We start from the raw sequence: 24416 nt of genomic DNA, 5'->3' as shown, positions 1-24416 counted from the left end.
TAATACAAACTAATTAATTCTACCCAAAATCCATAGATTTAACAGTTTATTTACGCCAAATTGGTAACTTAATTGTGCAGGGTGACCTATTTGCCAGTGCGCAATATCAGCCCTTGCTCCAACCTTTAGCACGCCTCTGTCTTTTAAACCTAGTGCCTGCGCTGCATTGCGGGTTACTCCCGCAAGGGCCTGCTCAGGGGTGAGCCTAAATAAAGTACATGCCATGTTCATCATTAATTGCACAGAACATAAAGGCGAGGTTCCTGGGTTAAAGTCACTGGCAATAGCAATAGGCACATTGTATTTTTGCAGCAAATCGATGGGAGGGAGCTGTGTTTCTCGTAAAAAATAAAAAGCCCCAGGTAATAAAACAGCCACAGTGCCAGCCTCTGCCATGGCTTTTACGCCGTTTTCATCAAGGTACTCAATATGATCAGCTGAAAGGCCTTTATACTCAGCCACCAGCTGTGCGCCCTGCTGATTAGAAAGCTGCTCAGCATGGCATTTTACCGGCAAGTTATGTTTTGTAGCTGCATCAAACACTTGTTTTGTTTGTACAAGACTAAAGCCTACATTTTCACAAAATACATCCACAGCATCGGCAAGGTTATTAGCCACTACCTGCTCAAGCATCTGCGTACATACTAAATCAATGAATTCATCTGCACGGCCTTTGTATTCAGGGGGTAGCGCATGTGCACCTAAAAACGTGGTTTTAATATCAATAGGATGATGCTCATTAAGCAAACGCGCCACTTCTAAAATTTTTATTTCGTTTTCAACATCAAGCCCGTATCCCGACTTTATCTCAGCAGTCGTTACGCCCTCGGCAAGTAAAGTGTTTAAGCGATCTTTTGCATCAACAAATAACTGCTCATGATCTGCCGCGCGAGTGGCCTTAACGGTACTGGCTATACCGCCACCTTGTGCAGCTATTTGTTCATAGCTTACACCTTGTAAGCGCTGCTCAAATTCCTCAGCTCGGGAGCCTGCAAATATTAAATGTGTATGGCAATCAATAAGCCCAGGCGTTAACCATTGCCCTTTAATACTTAATGTAGGGGTAGCAAAGGCATCAAAACTGGGTAAGTTTGATTGCTCACCTAACCATACAATTTCGCCGTTTTTAATCGCCAGTGCCGCATTTTTTATAGCCCCATAAGGTGCATCAATTGTGCTATCCATGGTTGCTATGTTGGCATCAGTCAATAATAAGTCGAGATCTTCCAAGGCGTAACCCGTTGTTTTATTTTGCATACTTAGCTCCCTAACGTGCTTAAAATACAGTCTAACAATACACCTTGTATATACAAGATAATTATGCCATCTTTATTAAATAGTTTATTTTAAGTACAGCTAATAATAGTAATGACCACACCTAAATTTGCACAAATTAAACAATTTATTGTCGATAAAATAAAAAATGGCGCATGGCAAGAAAACCAACGTGTCCCTTCAGAAAACGAGCTTAGCAGCCAATTTTCTGTAAGCCGTATGACCGCACGACGTGCACTGAGCGAATTAACAGATGCCGGTATTTTAACGCGCAGCCAAGGGTTAGGTACGTTTGTAGCCAGTTTTAAATCGCAGTCTTCACTACTTGAAATTAAAAACATAGCCGATGAAGTAACAGAACGTAACGGGCAATACAGCTGTAGTGTGCAAGTGCTTGAATCAATCAATGCGGTAGCACCCATAGCCATTGCGCTTGGCGTTGAAGTAGATAGCGTGGTGTATCGCAGTGTGCTTGTACACAATGAGAACGACAAACCACTGCAAGTAGAAGAGCGATTTGTAAACCCAGCTTTAGCCGCGGGTTATTTACAACAAGACTTTAGCGCCCTCACCCCGCATGAATACTTATCGAGCGTAGCGCCGCTCACACAAGCGCGCCACACAGTGGAAGCGGTTATGCCCAACTCGCAAATGTGCCAATGGCTTAACCTGTATAACGAAGAACCCTGCTTACAGGTTATTCGTCGTACTTGGTCTACAAAAGGCATAGTGAGCTTTGCTCGCTTAGTATCACCGGGCAGTAAATACCGTTTGGGCGGGCACTTAACATTTAAAAAATAATAACAACGTAACGCTCAAGGGCGTTTTTTTGTAGCTGACCATCTTGTATATACAACAGGAGAAATTCATGAACAACCGGCTAGACACACACCGAGAAATCCGCGCGCCTCATGGCGATAAAATTAGCGCTAAAAGTTGGCAAACAGAAGCCGCTAAACGCATGTTAATGAACAATTTAGACCCTGATGTGGCAGAGCACCCTCACGCGTTAGTGGTATATGGCGGTATTGGCCGTGCGGCAAGAGACTGGCCAAGCTTTGATAAAATAATTGAAACCCTTGATAGGCTCGAAAACGACGAAACCCTGCTTGTGCAATCGGGTAAGCCCGTGGGCGTATTTAAAACCCACGAAAACGCGCCGCGCGTTCTCATTGCTAATTCTAACCTGGTGCCACATTGGGCAAATTGGGAGCACTTTAATGAGCTCGATAAAAAAGGCTTAATGATGTATGGGCAAATGACCGCGGGCTCTTGGATTTATATTGGCTCACAAGGCATAGTGCAAGGCACTTACGAAACCTTTGTAGCAATGGCAAAACAACACTTTGGCGGTAATGCAAAAGGTAAATGGGTTTTAACAGCAGGCCTTGGCGGTATGGGAGGCGCACAACCACTCGCCGCGACGATGGCAGGTTTTAGCGCATTAGTTGTGGAATGCGACGAAACCCGTATCGATTTTCGAATTAAAACCGGCTACGTTGATGTAAAAGCCAAGACACTTGAGCACGCGCTTGAGCTAGTTACCGATGCTTGCATTAAAGGTAAGGCATTATCGGTAGGCTTATTAGGTAATGCTGCCGATATTTTTACTGCACTGGCAAACAGCAATATTACCCCTGATATAGTGACCGACCAAACCTCAGCGCACGACCCACTCAACGGCTACCTACCGCAAGGTTGGAGCATGCAACACGCAGCAAAAATGCGTGAACAAAACCCACAGGCAGTGGTTAAAGCCGCTAAACAATCTATGGCAGTGCAAGTAAACGCCATGCTAGCACTTCAAAAAGCCGGTACTGCCACTACCGACTATGGCAATAACATTCGCCAAATGGCATTTGAAGAAGGCGTTACTAACGCGTTTGATTTTCCGGGCTTTGTGCCTGCTTATATCCGTCCGTTATTTTGTGAAGGAATTGGCCCATTTAGATGGGTTGCGCTTTCAGGCGACCCCGAAGACATTTATAAAACCGATGCAAAAGTGAAAGAGCTTATCGCAGAAGATACTCACTTACATAACTGGCTTGATATGGCGCGTGAGCGCATTCAATTTCAGGGTTTGCCAGCGCGTATATGCTGGGTTGGTTTAAAAAACCGAGCCCGCCTTGCACTGGCCTTTAACGACATGGTTAAAAATGGCGAGCTTAAAGCGCCGGTTGTAATTGGTCGCGATCATCTCGACTCTGGCTCTGTAGCAAGCCCCAACCGTGAAACCGAAAGTATGCAAGATGGTTCTGACGCCGTTTCTGATTGGCCGTTACTTAATGCTTTGCTTAATACTGCGGGTGGCGCAACGTGGGTGTCGCTGCACCATGGCGGCGGAGTGGGCATGGGCTTTAGCCAGCACGCAGGCGTGGTTATTGTTGCAGATGGTAGTGAACAAGCTGCGCAACGCATAGCTCGTGTGCTTTGGAACGACCCTGCTACCGGCGTTATGCGCCATGCTGATGCAGGCTACGATATTGCAAAAAATTGCGCGCAAGAGCACCACCTAGATCTCCCTATGCTAAACAAGGAATAGTCATGATTTCACACACTCTCACACCAGGGCAGTTAGACTTAAGCACCCTAAGAAAAATTAATGACTCAGCTGTCACACTTAACTTAGTCGATGGCGCCAGTACACAAATAGCGGCCAGCGCACAAACTGTTCAAAACGTAATAAACAAACGCCAAACGGTGTACGGTATTAACACCGGCTTTGGCTTATTAGCCAATACAAAAATAGCAGATGACGAGCTTGAGCTACTGCAGCGCAGTATTGTGCTTTCGCATGCTGCCGGTATTGGGGAGTTCATGGACGACAGCACTGTAAGACTAATGATGACCTTAAAAGTAAACTCTTTGTCTCGGGGCTACTCTGGGATACGCCTAGAGGTGATCGCATTTTTTATGCAACTACTGTGCAGTGAAGTGTACCCGTGCGTACCACAAAAAGGGTCTGTGGGTGCTTCGGGCGATTTAGCGCCTCTTGCTCATATGTGCCTTCCACTATTAGGTGAAGGCAAAATGCGCCACAAAGGTGAAATTATAAGTGCAGAGCAAGGGCTGAAAATTGCCAATCTTTCACCTATTACATTAGGCGCAAAAGAAGGACTGGCACTGTTAAATGGTACACAAGCCTCTACCGCGTTTGCGTTACAAGGGCTTTTCAAAGCAGAGGATTTATATGCACAAAGCTGTGTTATAGGCTCTATTAGCATAGAAGCTGCAATGGGCAGCCGCGCGCCCTTTGATGCACGCATTCACGAAATACGGGGGCAACGCGGCCAAATTGATACGGCCAGTGTATTTAGAGAGCTACTTAGTACTGAATCACAAATTAGCCAATCTCACGTAAACTGCGAAAAAGTACAAGACCCTTACTGCCTTCGCTGCCAACCTCAGGTACTCGGCGCGTGTTTAACACAAATTCGCCACGCCGCAGATGTGTTGTTATGTGAATCAAACGGCGTTACCGACAACCCACTAGTATTTGCCGATGTGGGCGATATTATATCCGGTGGTAACTTTCATGCAGAGCCCGTTGCTATGGCAGCTGATAACTTAGCTATTGCGATTGCCGAAATAGGCGCGCTGGCAGAGCGAAGAATCGCGCTACTTATTGATTCAAACCTCTCTACACTGCCACCTTTTTTAGTTGAAAACGGCGGAGTTAACTCAGGTTTTATGATTGCCCAAGTAACCGCAGCTGCGCTTGCCTCCGAGAACAAATCGCTTGCGCACCCCGCCTCGGTAGACAGCTTGCCAACATCAGCAAATCAAGAAGATCATGTCTCTATGGCAACCTTTGCAGCAAGGCGCTTAAAGGAAATGGCCAATAACACCCGCGGGGTATTAGCAATTGAATGGCTTGGAGCTGCTCAAGGGCTTGAGTTTAGAGCCCCACTTAAACCTTCACCACAAGTAGAAAAAGCAAAAGCTCTGCTGCGCGAGCATGTAAGTTACTACGATAAAGACCGCTACTTTGCCCCCGATATAGACGCAACCAATACACTTTTAGCACAAGGGGCATTGTGCGACTTTATTCACCACAACCCACTACCATCGTATTTTAAATTCCATGCTGATAGCTAAAACCTAACGCTTCAATTGCTGAGCCAAGTACTTTGCGCTCAGCACTTTCATTACTGGTAAAGGTTGGCATTTCGCCGCCATGCTCTGCACACTTTTGTGCATAATAATTCGCTTTAGTTGGGTGCGATGGATTTACCACGTTGTAAATATTTTGCCCCGAGTTATAGTTTTCTATTACCGCAAAAATGGCGTTTATCACATCTTGTTGATGCACCATATTAACCACCTGCTGGCTCGATGAATTTAATTCTTTCCCAGCAACAAAGCGCCCCGGCTCGCGGTTAGGTCCTAATAACCCTGCTAAACGCAGAACTTTACCATCTTGCTCAAGCACCTTTTCTTCGCCATCGTATAGTTTTATTTGTCGCTCATTGGTACAACTTATTTCACTGCTTTCAGTGTAAACACCTGGCTCTTGGTCGTACACACCGGTAGATGAGCACAAAATAAAGCCCTTTGCATTTAATTGTTTAGAAAGTGAAAGTGCAGCGCTTAGTGTTTCTGGGTAGTTACTTTCACTGTGTCTGCTTCGTGGGGGGATTGCACACACCCAGTAAGCGTCGTGTAAATCTATTTGGTGTATTAGTTGCCCATCAATCAGTACAAATTGACGCTGAAAATCGTCTGTGTGCTCATCACTTCTATGCGTACCTTGTACCTGCCAACCCGCCTGTTTAGCTTGTAGGCACAAAGTATGACCCAACCAGCCTGCGCCTAATACTACTAATTTATTAGCTTTTGTTTCCATTTTTGCATAACCCTTCATTTTAAACGCATAATTAGTGCTTTTTATCTAACTTCATAGAGATTTAAAGTAAGATATGATTAGATACAACCTACTAAAAAACAATAATACGTGCACTTATGCTAAATAATTTATCATTACGGAAGAAAATATTATTATTGATTGGTGGCACCATCACCATTTTGCTAATTATTGCTTCAACATTTTTTGTAAATCACATCGCTAACCTTTCCAGAGTAAACATTGAGCGCGAAGCTCAAAGCTACCTACAAAGCGAACAACTTTCAATGCAAAGCTACTTTGCAAAGTATGGCAAGCTGGTTTCTACGTTTGTTAATAACCCGCATTTAGTTAATTTTTTTGAAAATTGGGATACTCGCGATCAGCCGATTAAAAATGCCCCCGGCTACAACGAAGTTAATCAAGACTTTGTACGCATTAGCTCAAATGACGAAAATGTACTGTCGGCGTTTTTCGCATCAGCAACCACCGGTGAATACTTTAAAGAAAACGAGCGTACCAGCCATTACAATGGCCAACCTTACTACGCCTATAAACGTGGTTGGTGGCAAGAAGCCCTGCAAATTAATAAACTTTACGTAGGCCCTATATCGGTCGATTTAACCACTGGGGTTGCCTCAGCAGTTGTACAACAGCCGGTATACAACGCACAGCGTAAACTTATTGGTATGGGCGGCGTTGATTTACAGCTTAATAAAATCAACGATATGGTTGAAGGTATTCGCTTTAACGGCCAAGGCTATGGCTTTTTACTCGATGGCAATCAAAAGGTTGTACACTTTTCAAATGCTACCGGCCATAAGCTGTCTAACACCGACGAAGGCCCTAAAGGTAAAGAAGGGCTAGATGGCCTTGAAAGCCAGTTTAATAATACTTCAGGCTTTACAGAGCTTAACGCACAAATGCGTAATAACCTCGAAGGCAGCCAATTGGTGACCTTAAAAGGAGAAGAGTATTATGTGGTGTACCATCGCTTACAACTAGAGCAACCTTATCTAGATTGGTATGTAGGTATACTGATCCCAACCAGCATGATTGAAGCCCCCGTTAATGAGGCGGTTACCACCACAACCACCGCAGTGGTGATTATTTTAGTGATCATTTTAGCGATGATATTATGGGCAACCCACATGATCTCGCAGCCTATTACCACTTTAACTAATATAATGCGTGATATTGCATCGGGCGAAGGCGATTTAACCCAAAAGATTAATATTACCAGCCAGGATGAGGTCGGCCAGCTTGCCAATCACATGAATACATTCATTGATAAGCTGCGCGCCATGATGCTAGAAACAGCCGCACAAGCTGAGCAGTTGACTAATGCCGCAGCGCAACTTAAAAACGTGTCTGCTCAAACCAACACCGAAATACAGCAAGAAAAACAACAAGTAGACAGCGTAAGTGCCGCCGTAACCGAAATGGCCAGCACTGTACTTGAAATATCGCGTAACGCACAGCATACCAACAGCGCCGCCGAAGAAGTACAAGCCATTACTGCCGAAGGGGCTGACCGCTCAACTCAAGCACAACGTGTGATGACCGAACTTGCGCTACACATAGGTGAAGCATCTAAAGTGGTAGCAGGACTTGAGCAAGAAAGTAATAACATTGGTGCATTGGTGGATGTAATTAACTCCATTGCCGATCAAACCAACTTACTTGCTCTAAATGCCGCCATTGAAGCTGCGCGTGCAGGTGAGCATGGCCGTGGTTTTGCGGTAGTTGCCGATGAAGTACGTTCACTGGCAAGCCGTACGCAAGAATCAACAGACGATATTCGTAATATGATTTCTCGCTTACAGCAAATTGCCCAACAAGCGTCGGTAATGATGCTACAAGGGCAAGAGCAAACTGAAGGCTCAGTATCGCAAACAAAAGAAGTGCTAAGTTCATTACAAAACATTGCTCAGTCGGTAACTAAAGTGCAAGACCAAAGCCACCAAATTGCCACTTCAACTGAGCAACAAACCGTTGTCGCAGAGGATATTAATACCAGCCTTGCAGCAATTAATGGCTTAGTAAACAGCACCGCTGATCACGCACACATTTTAGCAGATGAAGCGCGCGATTTAAGCGACCTTGCTGTTGCCTTAAACAAAACGGTTAATCAGTTTAAGCTTTAAATACACAGCGTAATAAGGTGGGTAACTAAGTATAAAATTAACCCATCTAGGGCGTGTTGAGCTTTGTGGATTGAATGAATTTCAATCACCCGAGGCCTGCATGCCCTAGCACTCTTGTTTTTAAATTTTTTAACACCATATCTTCACAACTTGCTGCTATTTTTTAGCGTAATTAAATCAGTTAAAGTGGTTTTTACGCATCAGATCAAATTTTTCTGTTTTTAATACACATCTTTTAGTTGAGATAGTTTGTTGTTTGGCAGAGTCTGGTATAGTAGCACACGTATTAAACAGTGCTTTGAGGCTCTTTAATACAAAATTGCTAATTAATATGTTCTACAGGTTATGTAAAAGTACATATTAATTACCAATTGTAAAAAATGGGTTAGCCGACACTCGGTTAACAAAGAATACATTGTAACGGTTTTATCATGATATCTAATTTATTTACCAAGATTTTTGGTAGTCGCAATGACCGCACTATTAAAAACCTAAGAAAGACGGTCGCGCTAATTAATGCGCTAGAAACGCAATTAGAAGCGCTTTCTGATGAAGATTTAAGAGCTAAGACAGCTGAGTTTAGAGAACGTTACGATAACGGACAAAGCCTTGACGACATTCTACCAGAAGCATTTGCTGTGGTACGCGAAGCGTCAAAGCGTGTAAATGGCATGCGTCACTTTGACGTACAGCTATTAGGCGGCATGGTTTTACATCAAGGTCGTATTGCAGAAATGCGTACCGGTGAAGGTAAAACCCTAACAGCCACACTTCCAGCCTACTTAAATGGCTTAACAGGCAAAGGCGTGCACGTAATTACCGTGAACGACTACCTTGCTAAACGTGATGCTGAAACAAACCGCGAGTTATTTGAGTTCTTAGGCCTAACTGTGGGCTGTAACGTACCAGGCATGATGCCACAACAGAAAAAGCAAGCTTATACTGCTGACATTACCTACGGTACAAATAACGAATTTGGTTTTGACTACCTTCGTGACAACATGGCATTTAGCATTGATGAGCGCGTACAGCGTCCATTGTTTTATGCAGTAGTGGATGAAGTGGATTCAATCTTAATTGATGAAGCGCGTACACCACTTATTATCTCAGGCCCAGCTGAAGATAGCTCTGAGCTATACATCGAAATCAATAAAATTGTGCCGCTTTTAGAGCTTCAAGAAAAAGAAGACGAAGAAGGCATTGAAGGCGATGGCGATTACACAATTGACGAAAAGTCTAAGCAAGTTCATTTAACTGAGCGCGGTCAAATTAAAGTAGAAGACCTACTTACTGAGCGTGGTTTAATTGAAGAAGGCGACTCGCTTTACTCTGCCGGAAGCATTACCTTACTGAGCCACGTGTATGCAGCACTTCGTGCCCATAAGCTTTATCAAAAAGATGTTGATTACGTTGTTAAAGAAAACGAAGTCATTATTATCGATGAGCACACAGGGCGCTCAATGGAAGGTCGTCGTTGGTCTGAAGGTTTACACCAAGCTGTTGAAGCTAAAGAAGGTGTAAAAATTCAAAACGAAAACCAAACACTGGCTTCAATTACTTTCCAAAACTACTTCCGTTTATACGAAACCTTAGCCGGTATGACTGGTACAGCCGATACTGAGGCATTTGAGTTTCAATCTATTTACGGCCTAGACACGGTTGTTATGCCAACTAATAAGCCGATGATCCGTGATGATCGCGCCGATTTAGTTTACCTAACACAAGAAGAAAAATACGAAGCTATTTTAGCCGATATTAAAGATTGCCAAGAGCGCGGACAGCCTGTGCTTGTAGGTACTATTTCGATTGAAAGCTCTGAGTATTTATCGCAGTTTTTACGCAAAGAAAAAATTAAGCATAACGTACTTAATGCTAAATTCCACGCGCAAGAAGCTGACATCGTATCGGATGCAGGCTTACCAGGTACTGTAACAATTGCAACCAACATGGCTGGTCGTGGTACCGATATTGTGCTTGGTGGTAACTGGAACAGCGAAGTTGAAAAACTAGAAAACCCAACAGATGAGCAAATTGCTGAAATTAAAGCGGCGTGGAAGATTCGCCACGATGCAGTAATTGAAGCTGGCGGTTTACACATTATTGGTACTGAGCGTCATGAATCGCGCCGTATAGATAACCAATTACGTGGCCGTGCTGGTCGTCAGGGTGATGCCGGCTCTAGCCGTTTTTACTTATCGATGGATGATGCGTTAATGCGTATATTTGCCGGCGAGCGCATGACTAACATGATGCGTAAACTAGGCATGCAACGCGGCGAAGCCATTGAGCACCCTTGGGTTAACCGCGCAATTGAAAACGCTCAGCGTAAAGTAGAAGCACGTAACTTTGATGTACGTAAGCAATTACTTGAGTACGATGATGTAGCAAACGATCAACGTCGTGTTGTTTACTCTCAACGTAACGAGCTGCTTGAAGAAGGCGATATTTCAGAAACCATTACAGCAATCCGTGGTGATGTACTTGCCGGTGTTATTGATCAATACATTGCACCACAAAGCCTTGCTGAAATGTGGGATATACCAGGCCTTGAAGAGCGCTTAAAACAAGACTTCCTGATTGAGCTGCCTATCACGCAGTGGTTAGCAGATGACAATAAACTATACGAAGAAAAACTTCGTGAGCGTATTGAGCAAGCGGTTGAGCAAGCTTACAAGCAAAAAGAAGAGCAAGTTGGCGACTCTGTACTACGTCAGTTTGAAAAAGCGATTATGCTTCAAAGTCTTGATCAGCACTGGAAAGATCACCTTGCTGCAATGGATCATTTACGCCAAGGTATTCACTTACGTGGCTATGCACAAAAGAATCCTAAGCAAGAATACAAGCGCGAGTCGTTTGAGCTATTCACCGAAATGCTTGAAAACTTAAAAGTTGATGTAGTGGGCATTTTAAGTAAAGTACAAGTTCGTGCCGAAGAAGATGTTGAAAAAGTAGAAGAGCAACACCGTAAAAGTGAAAATGCCCCTCGCGAGTACCAACACGAAGAAGCTGAACATGTAGGCGGTGAAGCACCTCAAAGCGCAACTGTAATGGCAAGAACAGCGCCTAAAGTTGGCCGTAACGATCCGTGTCCGTGTGGATCAGGACAAAAGTTTAAGCAATGTTGTGGTAAATTAAAGTAACGACGCATTGTATGTAATTAAAAAGCGACGCTAGCGTCGCTTTTTTTATGGAGAAAAAACATGACAACAAAAATTGTAAATGTAGCGGTAGGCGTAATAAAAAAAAATAACGCCATCTTTATCTGCAAGCGCGCTGATGAGCAACATCAAGGTGGCTTATGGGAATTTCCAGGCGGGAAAGTAGAAGCTGGCGAGAGCGTATTTGCTGCACTTAAACGTGAGCTAAGTGAAGAAGTTGGCATTACCATTCACAGCTCTAGCCAACTGATGGTGATTGAACATGACTATGGCGATAAATGTGTAAAACTTGATATTCACGTTGTGAGTAACTTTAGCGGTGAAGCACATGGCGCCGAAGGGCAACCAAGTGAATGGGTCGCTATTAATGAGCTTAGTAACTATGAGTTCCCTGCTGCTAACGCCGAGATTATCGAAAAAATACAAGCGCGATACGCCTAAAGTACATGAATACAGCAATACAAAATAAATTAAGTGAGCTATTAGCGCTAAACCCTGAGCTTACTCAGGTGAGCTCTTTAGGCAGCGGACATATAAACACCACGTGGCTGTTAACTAATGCTGCGCAGCAATTTGTTGTTCAAAAGCTCAATACTCATGTATTTAAAAAGCCAGCACAACTGGTCAATAACGCCCAGTTAATTGAGCAGCACCTAAGCGCTAAACAACAAGCAAATACTTACCCGCTCGACATTGTTAAGCATATAAGTACTTGCCAAGGTGAATACCTTATTACAATTAACAACGCGTACTATCGCGTGCTTAATTTTATTAGCCAAAGTATTAGCGAAGATGTGGTTACAGAGCCCCATCACGCACAGCAAGCCGCATTTGCATTTGGCACCTTTACACGTGCCTTGCTCGATTTTGACGCATCAAGTCTCTACCCTGTTATTACTGACTTTCATAACTTAGCTATGCGCTTTGAGCAGCTTAATACAGCTATTAGCACCGCCACTAAAGAGCGGCTCCAGCAGTGTAAAAACGACATTGACTACTGCATTGCACAACAGCATTTAGTAAAAGAACTCGCTGACGTAACAGCCGATTTGCCCACCCGGGTGTGCCACAACGACACTAAAATAAATAATATGCTGTATTGCAGCAATACATATAAAGCAAAAGCAGTTATCGATTTAGATACGTGTATGGCAGGCTTTTTATTGTATGACTTTGGAGACATGGTGCGCACATTTTGCTGCGCTGAGCCAGAAGATTCGATTAATCTTGATAAAGTGGTTATTCGCAAAGAGGTATTTACTGCGCTTGTTAAAGGCTACCTTGCCCCCCTTAAATCGGCTATTAGCAACAAAGAGCAAGCAAGTTTGCTGCTTGGCGCTAAAGTTATGCCGTTAATGCTCAGTGTGCGGTTTTTAACTGATTACTTAAATAACGACGTGTACTTTAAAACCACCCATGCAGAACATAATTTAGAACGTGCGCAAAACCAGCTTGCTTTGTATAAAGATATTTTAAGTAATCAAAGCTGGATGCATAAAACACTCATGCAGTAGCCCTGAATTAAGTATTATTGCGCATTGGTATTAGTACTCAGTATTTAAATATAAAAAAGCCAGTAAGCTAAACACTTACTGGCTTTTATTTATCAACCTAAATGCGGGGTAATTTATCTCTTAACCAGATTCAGGTTAACTAACAGGCTATCAATTACCAAATTTTTACGCGGTCTTCTGGTTTGATATACATTTTGTCGCCTTCTTTTACGTCAAACGCTTGGTAAAACTCAGGCATGTTCGACAAGATACCGATAACACGGTAGTGACTTGGTGAATGCGGGTCTGTCATTAAGCGGTTACGTAGCTCTTCATCGCGGTACTTACGACGCCAAATTTGTGACCAACCCATAAAGAAACGCTGATCGCCGGTGTAGCCATCAATAACGGGCGCTTTGTTCTCACCTAACGATAATTGATACGCCTTATAAGCCACCGTTAAACCACCTAGGTCGCCAATGTTTTCGCCAAGGGTAAGCTCGCCGTTAACACCCGCATCTTCAAATGGTTTATATTCGTTGTATTGCGCTACTAACGCGCCGGTACGCTCTTCAAACTGTTTAAGGTCAGACTCACTCCACCAGTTACGTAAGTTACCGTCACCATCGTATTTAGCACCTTGGTCGTCAAAACCGTGACCTAGCTCGTGGCCAATTACTGCGCCAATTGCACCGTAGTTTACAGCGTCATCGGCTTCTAAATTAAAGAACGGTGGCTGTAAAATAGCAGCTGGGAATACAATTTCGTTATTTACAGGATTGTAGTAAGCATTAACTGTTTGTGGCGTCATGTGCCACTCAGAGCGGTCCACTGGCTTGCCTAATTTAGCAATCATGTCGCTATAAGCCCACTGACTGTAACGTATGTAGTTACCCACTAATTCATCAGGGTTAATGCTCAGCTGTGAGTAGTCTTTCCACTTATCTGGGTAGCCAATTTTTGGGGTAAATTTGTTTAGCTTTTCTTGGGCTGCAAGCTTGGTTTCAGGGCTCATCCACTCAAGGTTTTCAATAGCAACGCCGTAACCTTTAATAACGTTATCTACCAGCTCTTCCATACGTGCTTTTGCTTCAGGCGGGAAGTTATCTTTTACGTATACTTTACCTAAAATTTCGCCAAGTACGCTGTTAGATGCATCAACCGCTTTTTTCCAAAGTGGCGCTTGCTCTTTTACGCCGCGTAATGTGGTGCTGTAAAAATCAAATTTAAGATCAACCAAGTCAGTGCTCAGTAACTGCGCGTAACCACTTACAAAATGAAACTTTAAATAGTTTTTCCACGTTGCTAAATCTGTTTCTTTGTACACATCAGCAAACCCTTCTAAGTAGCTTGGCTGACGTACAATAATGTCTGAGGTATCTACCCCAGCACTATTGAAAAATGCAGCTAAATCAAAGTCGCCTGTTAGCTTGTTTGCCTCAGCTACGGTCATTTTATTGTATGACTTAGTTGCATCACGACTTTGTACTCGGCTCCATTGCGCCTCAGCTAAAGCGCTTTCAAATGCGATAACGCTTTTCGCAGCATCAGCGGCATTTTCAACGCCAGATTTAGCTAAAATATCTGTTATGTATTGCTCGTAAGATGCGCGAATTTTAGTAAATTTTTCATCATCTTTTAAGTAATAATCACGATCAGGTAAGCCAAGTCCAGATTGCGATAAGTACAGCGCGTATTCACTTGAATTTTTAGCGTCGTTATTTACAAACCAGCCAAATGGTAAGCTCGCACCTTGCTGTTGAATTTTAGCCATTAAAGGAGCAAGATCAGCTTTTGAATCTAGGCTATCAATGGTATTAAGTGAAGGTTGTAAAGGTGTAATACCTAACTCATCACGTGTGTCTTTATCCATGTAGCTTTTGTAAAAAGCGCCAATTTTGTACTCATCGCTGCCTTTTTTAGCACTGCTATTATTAGCGGCACTTTCAAGCGCTGTTTTCATCGCTTTTTGCGACTCGTCGTATAACTGTGTAAACGAGCCGTAGTTCGACTTATCGCCAGGGATCTCTGTTTTAGCAAGCCACTGTCCATTCACATGGTAATAAAAGTCATCTTGTGCACGAACCGACTCATCCATATTGGCAAGGTTTACACCTAGCTCAAGCGTTTTTTCTGCCGGTGCTGTAACGGCAGCGGTGTCGGCCACTTGCGCTTCTTGTTGTTTTTCACCGCAACCTACTAGGCCCAGTGCAAGTGCGATACTTGCAGCGGTAATAGTTACTTTTTTCATAATTATTCCGTTTGTTAGTAAAGAATAAAATATCTATTTCATTAAACTATTGCATGCCAGAGAAAAAATAAAAGCGCCCTGCGATGCTTTCACTTAATGAAATTAATATTTAGGCGGTTAAAACAACACGCCGAATTTGTATGATAAACCCCATTAAAGAAACAATAAAATAGAATATGTAACAAAGTATTTTCTATGAGACGAGGTAACAAAATAGCCCTACCAACAAACATAATCGCGCTTTTGGGAGTTATTTTTTACCATGGCGAGCAAGGCGCTCTAGCTTTTCTTTCAGCGAAGGTGGCGCTGATGCGGCAATGGCATTAAGGTAATCTGAAGTTTGCTGGCTCATTTTTCTTGAATTGCCAGGTGCTTTACCTGCGGGGCCGGGTTTATCTGCAGTTGGGCTTAAGCGCGCTGTTGCTTGAGGGTTTGCAACAATTTTAATTTGTCCGAGCTCTGCCATGCCTGCCGCTCTAAAATGCGACTGCATATCCATTTTTAAATAATTAAGTTTAAGGGCAATTGCCGCCGATACAGCTTCAATCATCAACGTGCCATCGCGGTAATTACTCACACGGCATTTTTCAGCAAGCTTTGGGCCTAAAAACTCTTTAAGCAACACCTGTTGCTTATCAAGCGCTTGGCTTTTACCTGCATAGGCCGATAAGCGATTATTAAGGCCTGCCATAATGTCAGTCAGGGGTTTTGGTGCGTACCTATCTTTAGCCATTCAACACCTCAAAAATTTAAATAAAGCACGTTTAAGCCAAGCGTTTAAATGCTCGGCTTTAATATGTGCTTTTATATTATACCAATTCGCTTAATTAAGTATTATTGCTAATTGCTATTAAGCGCCTGCTATTTGCATTTGCTCTATAAGTACTGAGCCGGTTTGAATGCCGCCTCTGCGCTCAATATCGCCCCCTATGGCCGAAATACCTTTAAACATGTCTTTTAAATTTCCGGCAATGGTAATTTCACTAACAGGGTACTGAATTTCACCGTTTTCTACCCAAAAACCAGCTGCTCCACGCGAGTAGTCACCCGTAACGGTGTTTACGCCTTGCCCCATCAGCTCGGTAACTAATAAGCCTGTTCCCATGGTTTTTAATAAAGCCGATAAATCGTTGTGCGTTTGCTCAACTAACCAGTTATGAATACCGCCTGCATGGCCTGTTGGAGCCATATTTAGTTTACGCGCTGCATAACTTGCTAATAAGTACGTTTGCAGCTCACCGCCTTGAATAATTTCACGGTCAATCGTTTTTACCCCTTCGCTATCAAAAGGCGACGACGCTAATCCTTTTAATATATGAGGACGCTCAGCAATATTAACGTTCTTACTAAATACTTGAGTGCCTAAGCTGTCGAGTAAAAAGCTCGATTTACGATAAAGCGCCCCGCCGCCAATTGCCGACACTAAATGGCCAAACAATGAGTTGGCAATATCGGCTCTAAAAATAACAGGGACTTTCATAGTACCCAGCTTTTGGCTATTTAGTTTAGCCAGAGTTTCGGTGGCGGCTTCTAGGCCTACCGCAGCAGCGTCGTTAAGTCCGCCCTGATCGCGAGCAACAGTATAAGCAGAGTCGCGCTGCATGTGCTCGCCTTCTTTGCCTATTACCATAGTGCTAATGCTGTGGCGCGTACGTGGAAAACCAGCAATTAAACCATGGCTATTACCATACACACGTAAGCCTTGGTGCGATGAAAAACTTGCACCATCTGAATTAACAATACGCTCATCAGCATTTAAAGCGGCTTGCTCTGCAGCGTGACATAGCTCAATACCTTGCTCAGGGCTTACATCCCACGGGTGATATAAATCAAGGTCCTTAGGGGCAAACTCGAGTAGTTCTTTATCGGCAATACCATTAAAAGGGTCGTCTGAGGTAAATTTGGCAATATCAATGGCTTTTTCTACTACCGTGCGCAGTGTTTTTGGGTTTAGATCAGCAGTAGACGCCGAGCCCTTATTATTCCCTACATAAACACTGATACCTAAACCACCATCTTGATTAAACTCTATGGTTTCTACTTCACCCATGCGTGTGCTTACCGATAAACCCGATGTACTAGACATAGCAGCTTCTGCGGCAGTGGCACCCAATTTTTTAGCATGCTCGAGCACTTCAGCTACGGCATCTTTTACTTGAGAGATTTGAGAATAAATTGGATCGTGTTGTTGGCTTTTCATAAATTAAGTCCTGAGCCTTAAGGCAATATTGCACGCATTTCTTATCTCTAAATGCTAACACACTCACTGCACCACATCAGCTAATATTAATCACTAAAAGAATCGCGTATAATGGCAAAAGTTATTTTTACTTAAGAGCACCCCATGGCGAAGAAAAAAGGCAAGCCTGCTGAAATTGAAGAAGAAATTATTTACGTATCAAAAAGTGAACTAAAGCGCGACGCGCAAGAGTTTCATCAGTTAGGTTCTGAAATTGCTAAAATGGGGAAAAAGCAACGCGAACGCTTACCACTCAATGACGATTTGAAAGCAGCCATGGTAGTTGCTGATAAAATCAGTAATAAAAGCGATGCGTACCGCCGCCACTTAAATTACATTGCTAAAACGCTACGCACAGTAGAAAACGTTGAAGAAATTAAAGCCATTATTGACGTAATGCTTAATAAAAATAACCAAGCTGAGGTTTTAATTAAAAAAATTGAGCAATTACGTACTGACTTAATTGAGCAAGGCGATGATTTAATTAACGAAACTATTGAGCAATACCCAACCCTTGAGCGCCAAAAAATGCGCCAATTGGTACGCAACGCCGCTAAAGAAGTTAAAGCTGAAAAGCCAGGCAAAGGCTATAAAGAATTGTTTCAATACTTAAAAGATGCCCACAACATAACGTATTAACAAAAAATACTCTTTTAAAAAGGTGCTTAGGCACCTTTTTTGTTGTAGATCAAAACCCCTCCCTTAAAAGCTTTTTATACTCAACACCTCATTAATACATAAGGTGCGCGTGATGATAAAGCTTCCAAAATGGGATCAAACTCTTATAAATAAGTATAACGTGTCAGGGCCCCGCTATACCTCCTACCCTACCGCTTTATCTTTAAGCGAGGGGTATCAGCAACAAGACCTTGTTAGCGCTATAAAATCATCATCTAGTCGCTCACTTTCTTTGTATATTCATATCCCATTTTGCAGTGAGCTTTGCTATTACTGCGGATGTAACAAGGTGATCACACGCCATCAGTCTAAAGCCGATGTATATTTAGATTATTTAACAAAAGAAATAGCAGCACATGCCCCTTTATTTAAACACTACACAGTGGAGCAATTGCATTTAGGGGGTGGTACGCCAACCTTTTTGACTGTAAAGCAAATGACGCGCTTAATTAACTTATTAGAGCAGCACTTTCACTTTACCCGCAACACTGAGCGAGGCATTGAAATAGACCCACGTTCCCTTGCTAAAGATATGCTTATACACTTACGGGTTTTAGGCTTTAACCGCGTATCCTTTGGTATTCAAGATTTTAACGATGAGGTACAGCAAGCGGTTAACCGCACGCAGCAAGTAGATACCGTTAAAGCACTGATAACCCAAGCCCGCGAGCTTGGCTTTAAGTCTATAAATGCAGATATGATTTATGGCCTACCTAAACAAACACCCCAAAGCTTTGAAAAAACAATAGCGCAATTAATTGCCTTATGCCCAGACAGAGTCTCTGTATTTAATTACGCACATTTACCAGAGCGCTTTGCAGCGCAACGTAAAATAAAAGAGGCTGACTTACCCAGTGCCCACGACAAGCTAACCATGTTTAAAAACACCTTGGCGCAAATGACCTTTGCAGGCTATCAGTTTATTGGTATGGATCATTTTGCAAAAGCCGACAACGAACTTGCAGTCGCGCAAAATAAAGGGCAGTTACATCGCAACTTTCAGGGCTATACTACTCACGGTAATTGCGACTTATTAGGTTTAGGGGTCTCGTCTATTTCGCAAATTGGCACGGCCATTTTACAAAACCAAAAAGTGCTTAAGCATTATTATCACGAAATAGAAACGCAAGCCGGCAGTGCTATACATAAAGGAATGCATTTAACGCACGATGATGTAATACGCGCGGAGGCTATTAAATCACTTATTTGCCAGTTTGAATTAGACACGCACGCATTTGCGAAAAAGCATTCTATACATTTTAATGAGTATTTTGCGGATGCGCTGTTAGCGCTAAAGCCTTTAATAGACGATGACATGGTGCATATAAACGATAAGGTAATACGCGTCACGCCTCGCGGAAATCTATTTATTCGTATTATATGTATGTGCTTTGATGCTCACTTACAAAAGCAAATAAGTAAAACCCGTTTCTCACGAGTGATTTAATTAATATACCAATTCGCTTATCACGTTTGAGGTGGTAAAAACGTGTTGATAAGCAGGCATAAAAAAAGCAGACCTGAGTCTGCTTTTTGTATTTTCTATTGGGTTTAATTAAACACGATGTTTTCGCTGCCCGGCGCAGCTTTAAACTCAACAATGATTTTGTCGCAATCGGCTTTAATCTCATCACTAAAGTTTTCTTCAGCTCGCCAACGTGCTGTATCTTGCTTAAAAATCTCTTTTTTAGAGTATTTTTTTCGTGCATCGTGGGTCGGCATTTCTTTCACAACGTTATACATTTTATAAATGCCTGGGTACGCTAGCGTTAAATCTCGCTCATCTTCAAAAGCGTACTGAGACATTAAAACCCAAATCCGTAAACAGCCTTCAGAGTACTCACATTGCTCTTCAGCCATTGCACGAGCAATTAGATGAATGCTATCTGCAAGTTTAGCGTTACGCTTTAAGCGCGACTGCTTAAGCTTTTGCTGTTGCTCAGCTTGCTTTTGCGCAATTAACTTTTTTTGCGCGTTAAGCTTATAGAGCAACTGACCTGCATAAAATGCTAAGCCAGCAATAATAACAGCACCTACAAACAAGGCTACAATCACTGCGGTACTCATTAAGCGCCCTTACTATTTGTCGTCATCATCATCTAGCCACTCATTGGCTAAATCATCAGAAAGGTACTTATCGAAATCTGAGTTACCGTCGCTTTCGAAGTTATCTTCAAAATCATCTTCAAACTCGTCTTCGTCTTCATCTTCGATACCTAGTAACTTACAAAGTACTTGGTGGCGAGCAATACGGCTATTAAAGTACTTCGCATCTTTACCCGTCAGCATTTCACCTTGCTCATGGCGCTCAACGAGCTTAAGTAAACGCTCATCGTTTTCAAGCGCTTCTAGCTCTTGCTCAGGCGTAAGCTCTGGCTCTGTAACCTTTTTAAGCTCAACTGTTGGCTTTAAGTTACGCTTCATTTCTACTTGCGGCTGTGGTGCACTAGCCACTAAAGGCACGGCTTTTTTACTGCCGACGCGCTTATCTTTTGGCGCTGAGTTTGCTTTTTTAGTATCGCTATCTAATAGCTCAGGTGCATTACGAGAACCAGGCTTAGCACCCTTTGGTTTTTTAACTCGTTGCTCTTTTAACGCACGCATTTCTTTAAGCTTATCTTGGCTTAAACGAACAGGGCCGTTTGAAGGAATTTTGCGTGATTTTTTCTTTCTACTCATATCTTGATCATCTCACTTAAGAGGTTTTGAGCGAGGCACATAACATGAGCATCGCAGTGCTGGCCTAGCCAGAAGAATTCGATTTGCGCATTAAAGCTTGGGTTGCTCGTTGAATTAGCGCATTAGCTTATTGCTAAACGGTGGGTATTGTAACAGGACAAATAAAAAGGCGGTAGAGAAAACATCTCTACCGCCTACTAATCTGAGCGCCATTATCTGGACACTTCTCCCTTCGACTTTTTTTAGTCTTTATTATTTTTATTATTATCAATCCGTATTGTTATTATTTTAACCTTCCTTGTTACATTCCATTTTGTTTTTATTATTAAACTTCCTTGAGATTTTATTATTTACGGTCATCCTGACGCTTTCTTGTTATTTCCTTTTGTAGCACCTTCAATGTGCTATTCAGTCGTGTAGCGCCATTTTCCTTTAGCATAATCCATGTTGTTATTGTTGTTTTGCGACAGTGGTTAATTTACCCGTTAATATTTTTGTTACAACTGGTTTATATAATTTTTCTTACATAGAGCATATATAAAAAACAAAAAATTTATAATAAACATAAGTTTAACTGTAAAAATATTTTTAAAATAAGTTATTTCTTACAAAATAGCATGGCAAATGTCTCACAAACTAAAGGGTGATATCGTTAAAATATGGACACAAAAAAAGCAGCTCAAGCTGCTTTTTAATCATATTACATAGTATTACACTAGCTTATACTAGATAAATACGACTTTAGTGTAAGCCACCTAAGTATTGAGATAGTACTTCAATATCTTTATCAGTTAGCTTTTTCGCTATATCTTGCATCATACCGTTATGGTCGTTTTTACGGGTTCCATCACGAAACTTCTCTAGCTGAGCTTTAATGTACTCTGGGTGCTGAAAAGAAATTTTAGGAAACTTAGCAAGAGACGAACCATTGCCTCGCGGACCATGACACGCCGCACAAGCCGGAATACCACGTTCAGCATCGCCTGCTTTGTAAAGCATCTGACCAACTTCAACCACGTCTTTTGGGGTGGCGCCTTCAGTCATGTTCAATGAAGAAAAATAAGCAGATAGGTCTTTCATGTCTTGTTCGCTAAGTGGCATAGCCATCGCGCTCATTACAGGATCCATACGGCCTTCTTTACCGCCTGAAGTCATACCTAATTTTAAATCCTTAAGTTGTTTAAGGATGTAATCTGGGTGCTGGCCTGCAAGTTTAGGGTAAATATTAACCGGTGCATTACCGTCTGGGCCGTGACAAGCCGCACACGTTGCTGATTTTTCTTTACCTGCGTTTACATCGCCATCAAATGCTGTTGCGTTGCTTGCTGACAACGCACCAAGCAATATTGTTAAAGATAGTGCTATTTTTTTCATGGTGAATTCTCTGTTTCCGACCCTGTATCATCTACAATATGGATGTTGTAATTCATGTATTCTACACGATAAAAAATTCTCTGGCACGTTTTCTACTCATATTAAGCTTATAATTTATAGGGTTTTGACCTAGATTAACCTTTAAGCAGCTTTAATAGTGCCATTTATAGAGTTTTTAGGTGTTTAAATACGCTTTTTAATACATCCTTTATAGTATAAAATACGCGCCCTGAGTGAATTTAGCTCAATAAGATTAACTTTTACGTTTTTAGGAGAGCCTGTGCTCAAATCTCGTATCAAATATAATACTGCGTCTTTTGTAACAAGCGCGCCAGACATCACTAAATTACCTGCTGATACGGGAATTGAAGTCGCGTTTGCAGGTCGCTCTAATGCAGGTAAATCAAGTGCTCTTAATGCACTGACAGATCAAAAACTTGCACGTACCAGTAAAACGCCAGGTCGTACGCAGTTAATCAACACCTTTGAATTAGGTGAAGTAGATGATATGCGCTTAATCGACTTACCCGGTTATGGGTTTGCTAAAGTGCCTATTGAAATGAAAAAGAAGTGGCAAAAGTCACTGGGTGAGTACCTACAAAAACGTCAAAGTTTAAAAGGTATTGTTATATTAATGGATATTCGCCACCCATTAAAAGATTTAGACAAAGATCTAATTAACTGGGCTATTGGCAGCGAAATCCCGGTACTGGCGCTTTTAACTAAAGCCGATAAGCTCAAGCAAGGTGCGCGTAAAGCACAAGTACTGCAAGTACGCCGTGAATTAAGTGAACTAGACGGTGATATTACTGTACACGCTTTTTCATCACTTAAGGGAACAGGTTTACCGGAAGTCGCTAAAAAGCTAGATGAGTGGTATTTAGGGCCAATTGTGGCTGTTGCACCGCCGCAAAGTGATGAAGACAGCTCAGACGCTTAAAAATAAGCACCTACGAAAGATAAAACTTTCCCCCTGCTGATTTTATAAAATAGCCGCGCTCATCAGCGTCGGCTATTTCAGCCCACTGATAAAACACACTTCGTGATACCCGCGCGCTACACCCATAAGGTAATTGCAAATAAGGCACCGCTGCATTTTTATAGTTTTTTATATAAAGAGGCTGCTCAGCACTGATTAACCATTGCCGTGCTAAATTATCTACACAACACATAACCTGCCCTTGCGCTGTGTTCTCAATATGCCAGCTTACGATAACGAAAGGCGCATCTTGCACCTCTATCGCTATTTTTTCGATGGGTGTTTTTAAATAAAACTGCTCACCTTCTTTGCATACAACACTGGCAAACAGTTTTACCATCGCGGGGCGAGTAATTTCGCTGCCATCGTAAAACCACTGCCCATGCTCGTTAATCATAATCGGCAGCTCACCACACTCGGTAGGCTGCCAACTACCAAACGGTTTGCTAGGCTCGCTTAATTGCTTACTAAGCGCCGTTAACGAGATCACTGTTTTTTAAGTGTTAGCGCAAAAGTAACTGGTACGGCTGTAGCAACGGCAGGTAAACCAGCTAATTGCTGTAGCTTTTTAACGCCTTCGGTCACACCAAAGTCTTGGCTATTTACAATCACAGGCGTAAACGACGACACGCTTAAATCGCCATTTTCGGCACTGCTAACAAGTACATTTATTTTTAATGGCTTTTTATTACCATGAAAATCAAGCTGCGCATCAACCTCTTTTAATACATGCTGGCCCGGTTTTTTAATATTACTTAATTGCTTTTTTAAATCCGCAGTTAAAACTGCATGAGGAAACTTAGCCGCTTCAAATACAAATTGAGTTAAACGTTCATTGCGAATAGGGATCTGTGTTTCTGCAGAGGTTAAGTCTATATTTACACTAAAAGCACCACTGTCTGAAAGTGTTCCTTCTAGGTTAGTAAAATGATGTGCCTCAGCAATCGAGTCTTTTTTGATAGAAACAAAACTTAATTGGCTCTTGTCATTGACTAGCTGCCAATCTGCATGAGCGGCATTAGACAAAGCAACACTTGATAACGATAAACCGATAATGGCTAACGTTTTAAACATAACGCACTCCTAAAATAAAATGAGAATAATAGCGCTTTCGATACTATCACCTGAAATAGGGGCAAACCACCTCAAATTAAAGACGGCGCTAAATTACTTAGCCCGTACTGTTATTAAAAAATTAATAACGATATAACAGCCTATAACTGATGCTTTTTAGGGCCATACCGCAACATCCACGCTAATAATTGCGTGAGATAGCTTTACTTGCCTACGTTTGCATTAT

At 42.3% G+C, this 24416-nt stretch carries 20 protein-coding genes; 10 read left to right on the top strand and 10 right to left on the bottom strand.

Annotation, left to right across the window (positions count from 1 at the left end):
- Positions 1–9 precede the first annotated feature (9 nt).
- Complete coding sequence (gene hutI, locus VOI46_RS01690) at positions 10–1257, bottom strand: imidazolonepropionase (protein WP_004589327.1); 1248 nt, start codon at positions 1255–1257, stop codon at positions 10–12.
- A gap of 111 nt (positions 1258–1368) precedes the next feature.
- Here hutI and hutC point away from each other — a divergent pair, with 111 nt between their 5' ends.
- From hutC to hutH, 3 genes are all read left to right on the top strand, one after another.
- Entirely contained in the window at positions 1369–2076 is a 708-nt protein-coding gene (gene hutC / locus VOI46_RS01685) for a histidine utilization repressor (RefSeq protein WP_004589326.1), read from the top strand.
- Positions 2077–2143: 67 nt separating this feature from the next.
- A complete protein-coding gene (hutU, locus tag VOI46_RS01680; RefSeq protein ID WP_004589325.1) occupies positions 2144–3817 on the top strand; it encodes a urocanate hydratase in 1674 nt (557 codons plus the stop codon).
- Positions 3818–3819: 2 nt separating this feature from the next.
- On the top strand, positions 3820–5373 hold the full coding sequence (hutH, locus tag VOI46_RS01675; RefSeq protein ID WP_004589324.1) for a histidine ammonia-lyase: 1554 nt from the start codon (positions 3820–3822) through the stop codon (positions 5371–5373).
- On the opposite strand, the gene VOI46_RS01670 is transcribed toward hutH, so the two are convergent.
- Positions 5351–6121: a hypothetical protein gene (locus tag VOI46_RS01670; protein ID WP_004589323.1), complete on the bottom strand. Its 771-nt coding sequence runs from the start codon at positions 6119–6121 to the stop codon at positions 5351–5353. The genes hutH and VOI46_RS01670 overlap by 23 nt on opposite strands.
- A gap of 116 nt (positions 6122–6237) precedes the next feature.
- Between VOI46_RS01670 and VOI46_RS01665 the strand changes: the two genes are divergently transcribed.
- From VOI46_RS01665 to VOI46_RS01650, 4 genes are all read left to right on the top strand, one after another.
- On the top strand, positions 6238–8265 hold the full coding sequence (locus VOI46_RS01665; RefSeq protein WP_029773386.1) for a methyl-accepting chemotaxis protein: 2028 nt from the start codon (positions 6238–6240) through the stop codon (positions 8263–8265).
- 431 nt (positions 8266–8696) lie between these two features.
- Positions 8697–11405: a preprotein translocase subunit SecA gene (gene secA, locus VOI46_RS01660; protein WP_004589321.1), complete on the top strand. Its 2709-nt coding sequence runs from the start codon at positions 8697–8699 to the stop codon at positions 11403–11405.
- A gap of 60 nt (positions 11406–11465) precedes the next feature.
- Positions 11466–11864, top strand: a complete 399-nt coding sequence (gene mutT / locus VOI46_RS01655) for an 8-oxo-dGTP diphosphatase MutT (protein WP_004589320.1) — start codon at positions 11466–11468, stop codon at positions 11862–11864.
- Between the two features lie 5 nt (positions 11865–11869).
- Positions 11870–12937, top strand: coding sequence for a phosphotransferase (locus tag VOI46_RS01650; RefSeq protein ID WP_004589319.1), 1068 nt, complete (start codon positions 11870–11872; stop codon positions 12935–12937).
- A gap of 154 nt (positions 12938–13091) precedes the next feature.
- On the opposite strand, the gene VOI46_RS01645 is transcribed toward VOI46_RS01650, so the two are convergent.
- The 3 genes from VOI46_RS01645 to pmbA all read right to left on the bottom strand — a co-directional run bounded on the left by VOI46_RS01645 (position 13092) and on the right by pmbA (position 17367).
- On the bottom strand, positions 13092–15167 hold the full coding sequence (locus VOI46_RS01645) for a M13-type metalloendopeptidase (protein ID WP_004589318.1): 2076 nt from the start codon (positions 15165–15167) through the stop codon (positions 13092–13094).
- A gap of 250 nt (positions 15168–15417) precedes the next feature.
- On the bottom strand, positions 15418–15900 hold the full coding sequence (locus VOI46_RS01640; protein ID WP_004589317.1) for a DUF721 domain-containing protein: 483 nt from the start codon (positions 15898–15900) through the stop codon (positions 15418–15420).
- A gap of 117 nt (positions 15901–16017) precedes the next feature.
- Complete coding sequence (gene pmbA, locus VOI46_RS01635; protein ID WP_004589316.1) at positions 16018–17367, bottom strand: metalloprotease PmbA; 1350 nt, start codon at positions 17365–17367, stop codon at positions 16018–16020.
- A 144-nt stretch (positions 17368–17511) separates the two neighbouring features.
- Between pmbA and yjgA the strand changes: the two genes are divergently transcribed.
- Both yjgA and hemN read left to right on the top strand, forming a co-directional pair.
- Positions 17512–18045 carry a ribosome biogenesis factor YjgA gene (gene yjgA, locus VOI46_RS01630; protein ID WP_004589315.1) on the top strand — a complete coding sequence of 178 codons (534 nt, stop codon included), beginning with the start codon at positions 17512–17514 and terminating at the stop codon, positions 18043–18045.
- 112 nt (positions 18046–18157) lie between these two features.
- Positions 18158–19531 carry an oxygen-independent coproporphyrinogen III oxidase gene (gene hemN / locus VOI46_RS01625; protein WP_004589314.1) on the top strand — a complete coding sequence of 458 codons (1374 nt, stop codon included), beginning with the start codon at positions 18158–18160 and terminating at the stop codon, positions 19529–19531.
- A 104-nt stretch (positions 19532–19635) separates the two neighbouring features.
- Here hemN and VOI46_RS01620 read toward each other — a convergent pair whose 3' ends face one another.
- The 3 genes from VOI46_RS01620 to VOI46_RS01610 all read right to left on the bottom strand — a co-directional run bounded on the left by VOI46_RS01620 (position 19636) and on the right by VOI46_RS01610 (position 22137).
- The gene (locus VOI46_RS01620; RefSeq protein WP_004589313.1) at positions 19636–20151 is read right to left on the bottom strand and encodes a DUF2489 domain-containing protein; all 516 of its coding nucleotides are present in this window, start codon (positions 20149–20151) and stop codon (positions 19636–19638) included.
- 12 nt (positions 20152–20163) lie between these two features.
- On the bottom strand, positions 20164–20763 hold the full coding sequence (gene yihI / locus VOI46_RS01615; protein ID WP_004589312.1) for a Der GTPase-activating protein YihI: 600 nt from the start codon (positions 20761–20763) through the stop codon (positions 20164–20166).
- 741 nt (positions 20764–21504) lie between these two features.
- The gene (locus VOI46_RS01610) at positions 21505–22137 is read right to left on the bottom strand and encodes a c-type cytochrome (protein WP_004589311.1); all 633 of its coding nucleotides are present in this window, start codon (positions 22135–22137) and stop codon (positions 21505–21507) included.
- Between the two features lie 280 nt (positions 22138–22417).
- Between VOI46_RS01610 and yihA the strand changes: the two genes are divergently transcribed.
- Positions 22418–23077, top strand: a complete 660-nt coding sequence (gene yihA / locus VOI46_RS01605) for a ribosome biogenesis GTP-binding protein YihA/YsxC (protein ID WP_004589310.1) — start codon at positions 22418–22420, stop codon at positions 23075–23077.
- A 10-nt stretch (positions 23078–23087) separates the two neighbouring features.
- On the opposite strand, the gene VOI46_RS01600 is transcribed toward yihA, so the two are convergent.
- Entirely contained in the window at positions 23088–23606 is a 519-nt protein-coding gene (locus VOI46_RS01600) for a DUF1285 domain-containing protein (RefSeq protein ID WP_004589309.1), read from the bottom strand.
- On the bottom strand, positions 23603–24190 hold the full coding sequence (locus tag VOI46_RS01595; RefSeq protein ID WP_004589308.1) for a YceI family protein: 588 nt from the start codon (positions 24188–24190) through the stop codon (positions 23603–23605). The genes VOI46_RS01600 and VOI46_RS01595 overlap by 4 nt, the downstream gene beginning before the upstream one ends.
- Between the last annotated feature and the right edge of the window lie 226 nt (positions 24191–24416).

The sequence above is a fragment of the Pseudoalteromonas sp. CuT4-3 genome (assembly GCF_035666335.1).
Lineage (GTDB): Bacteria > Pseudomonadota > Gammaproteobacteria > Enterobacterales > Alteromonadaceae > Pseudoalteromonas > Pseudoalteromonas atlantica.
The sequence above is the reverse complement of the archived record's forward strand: the minus strand, read 5'-3'. Positions and strand labels throughout refer to the sequence as shown.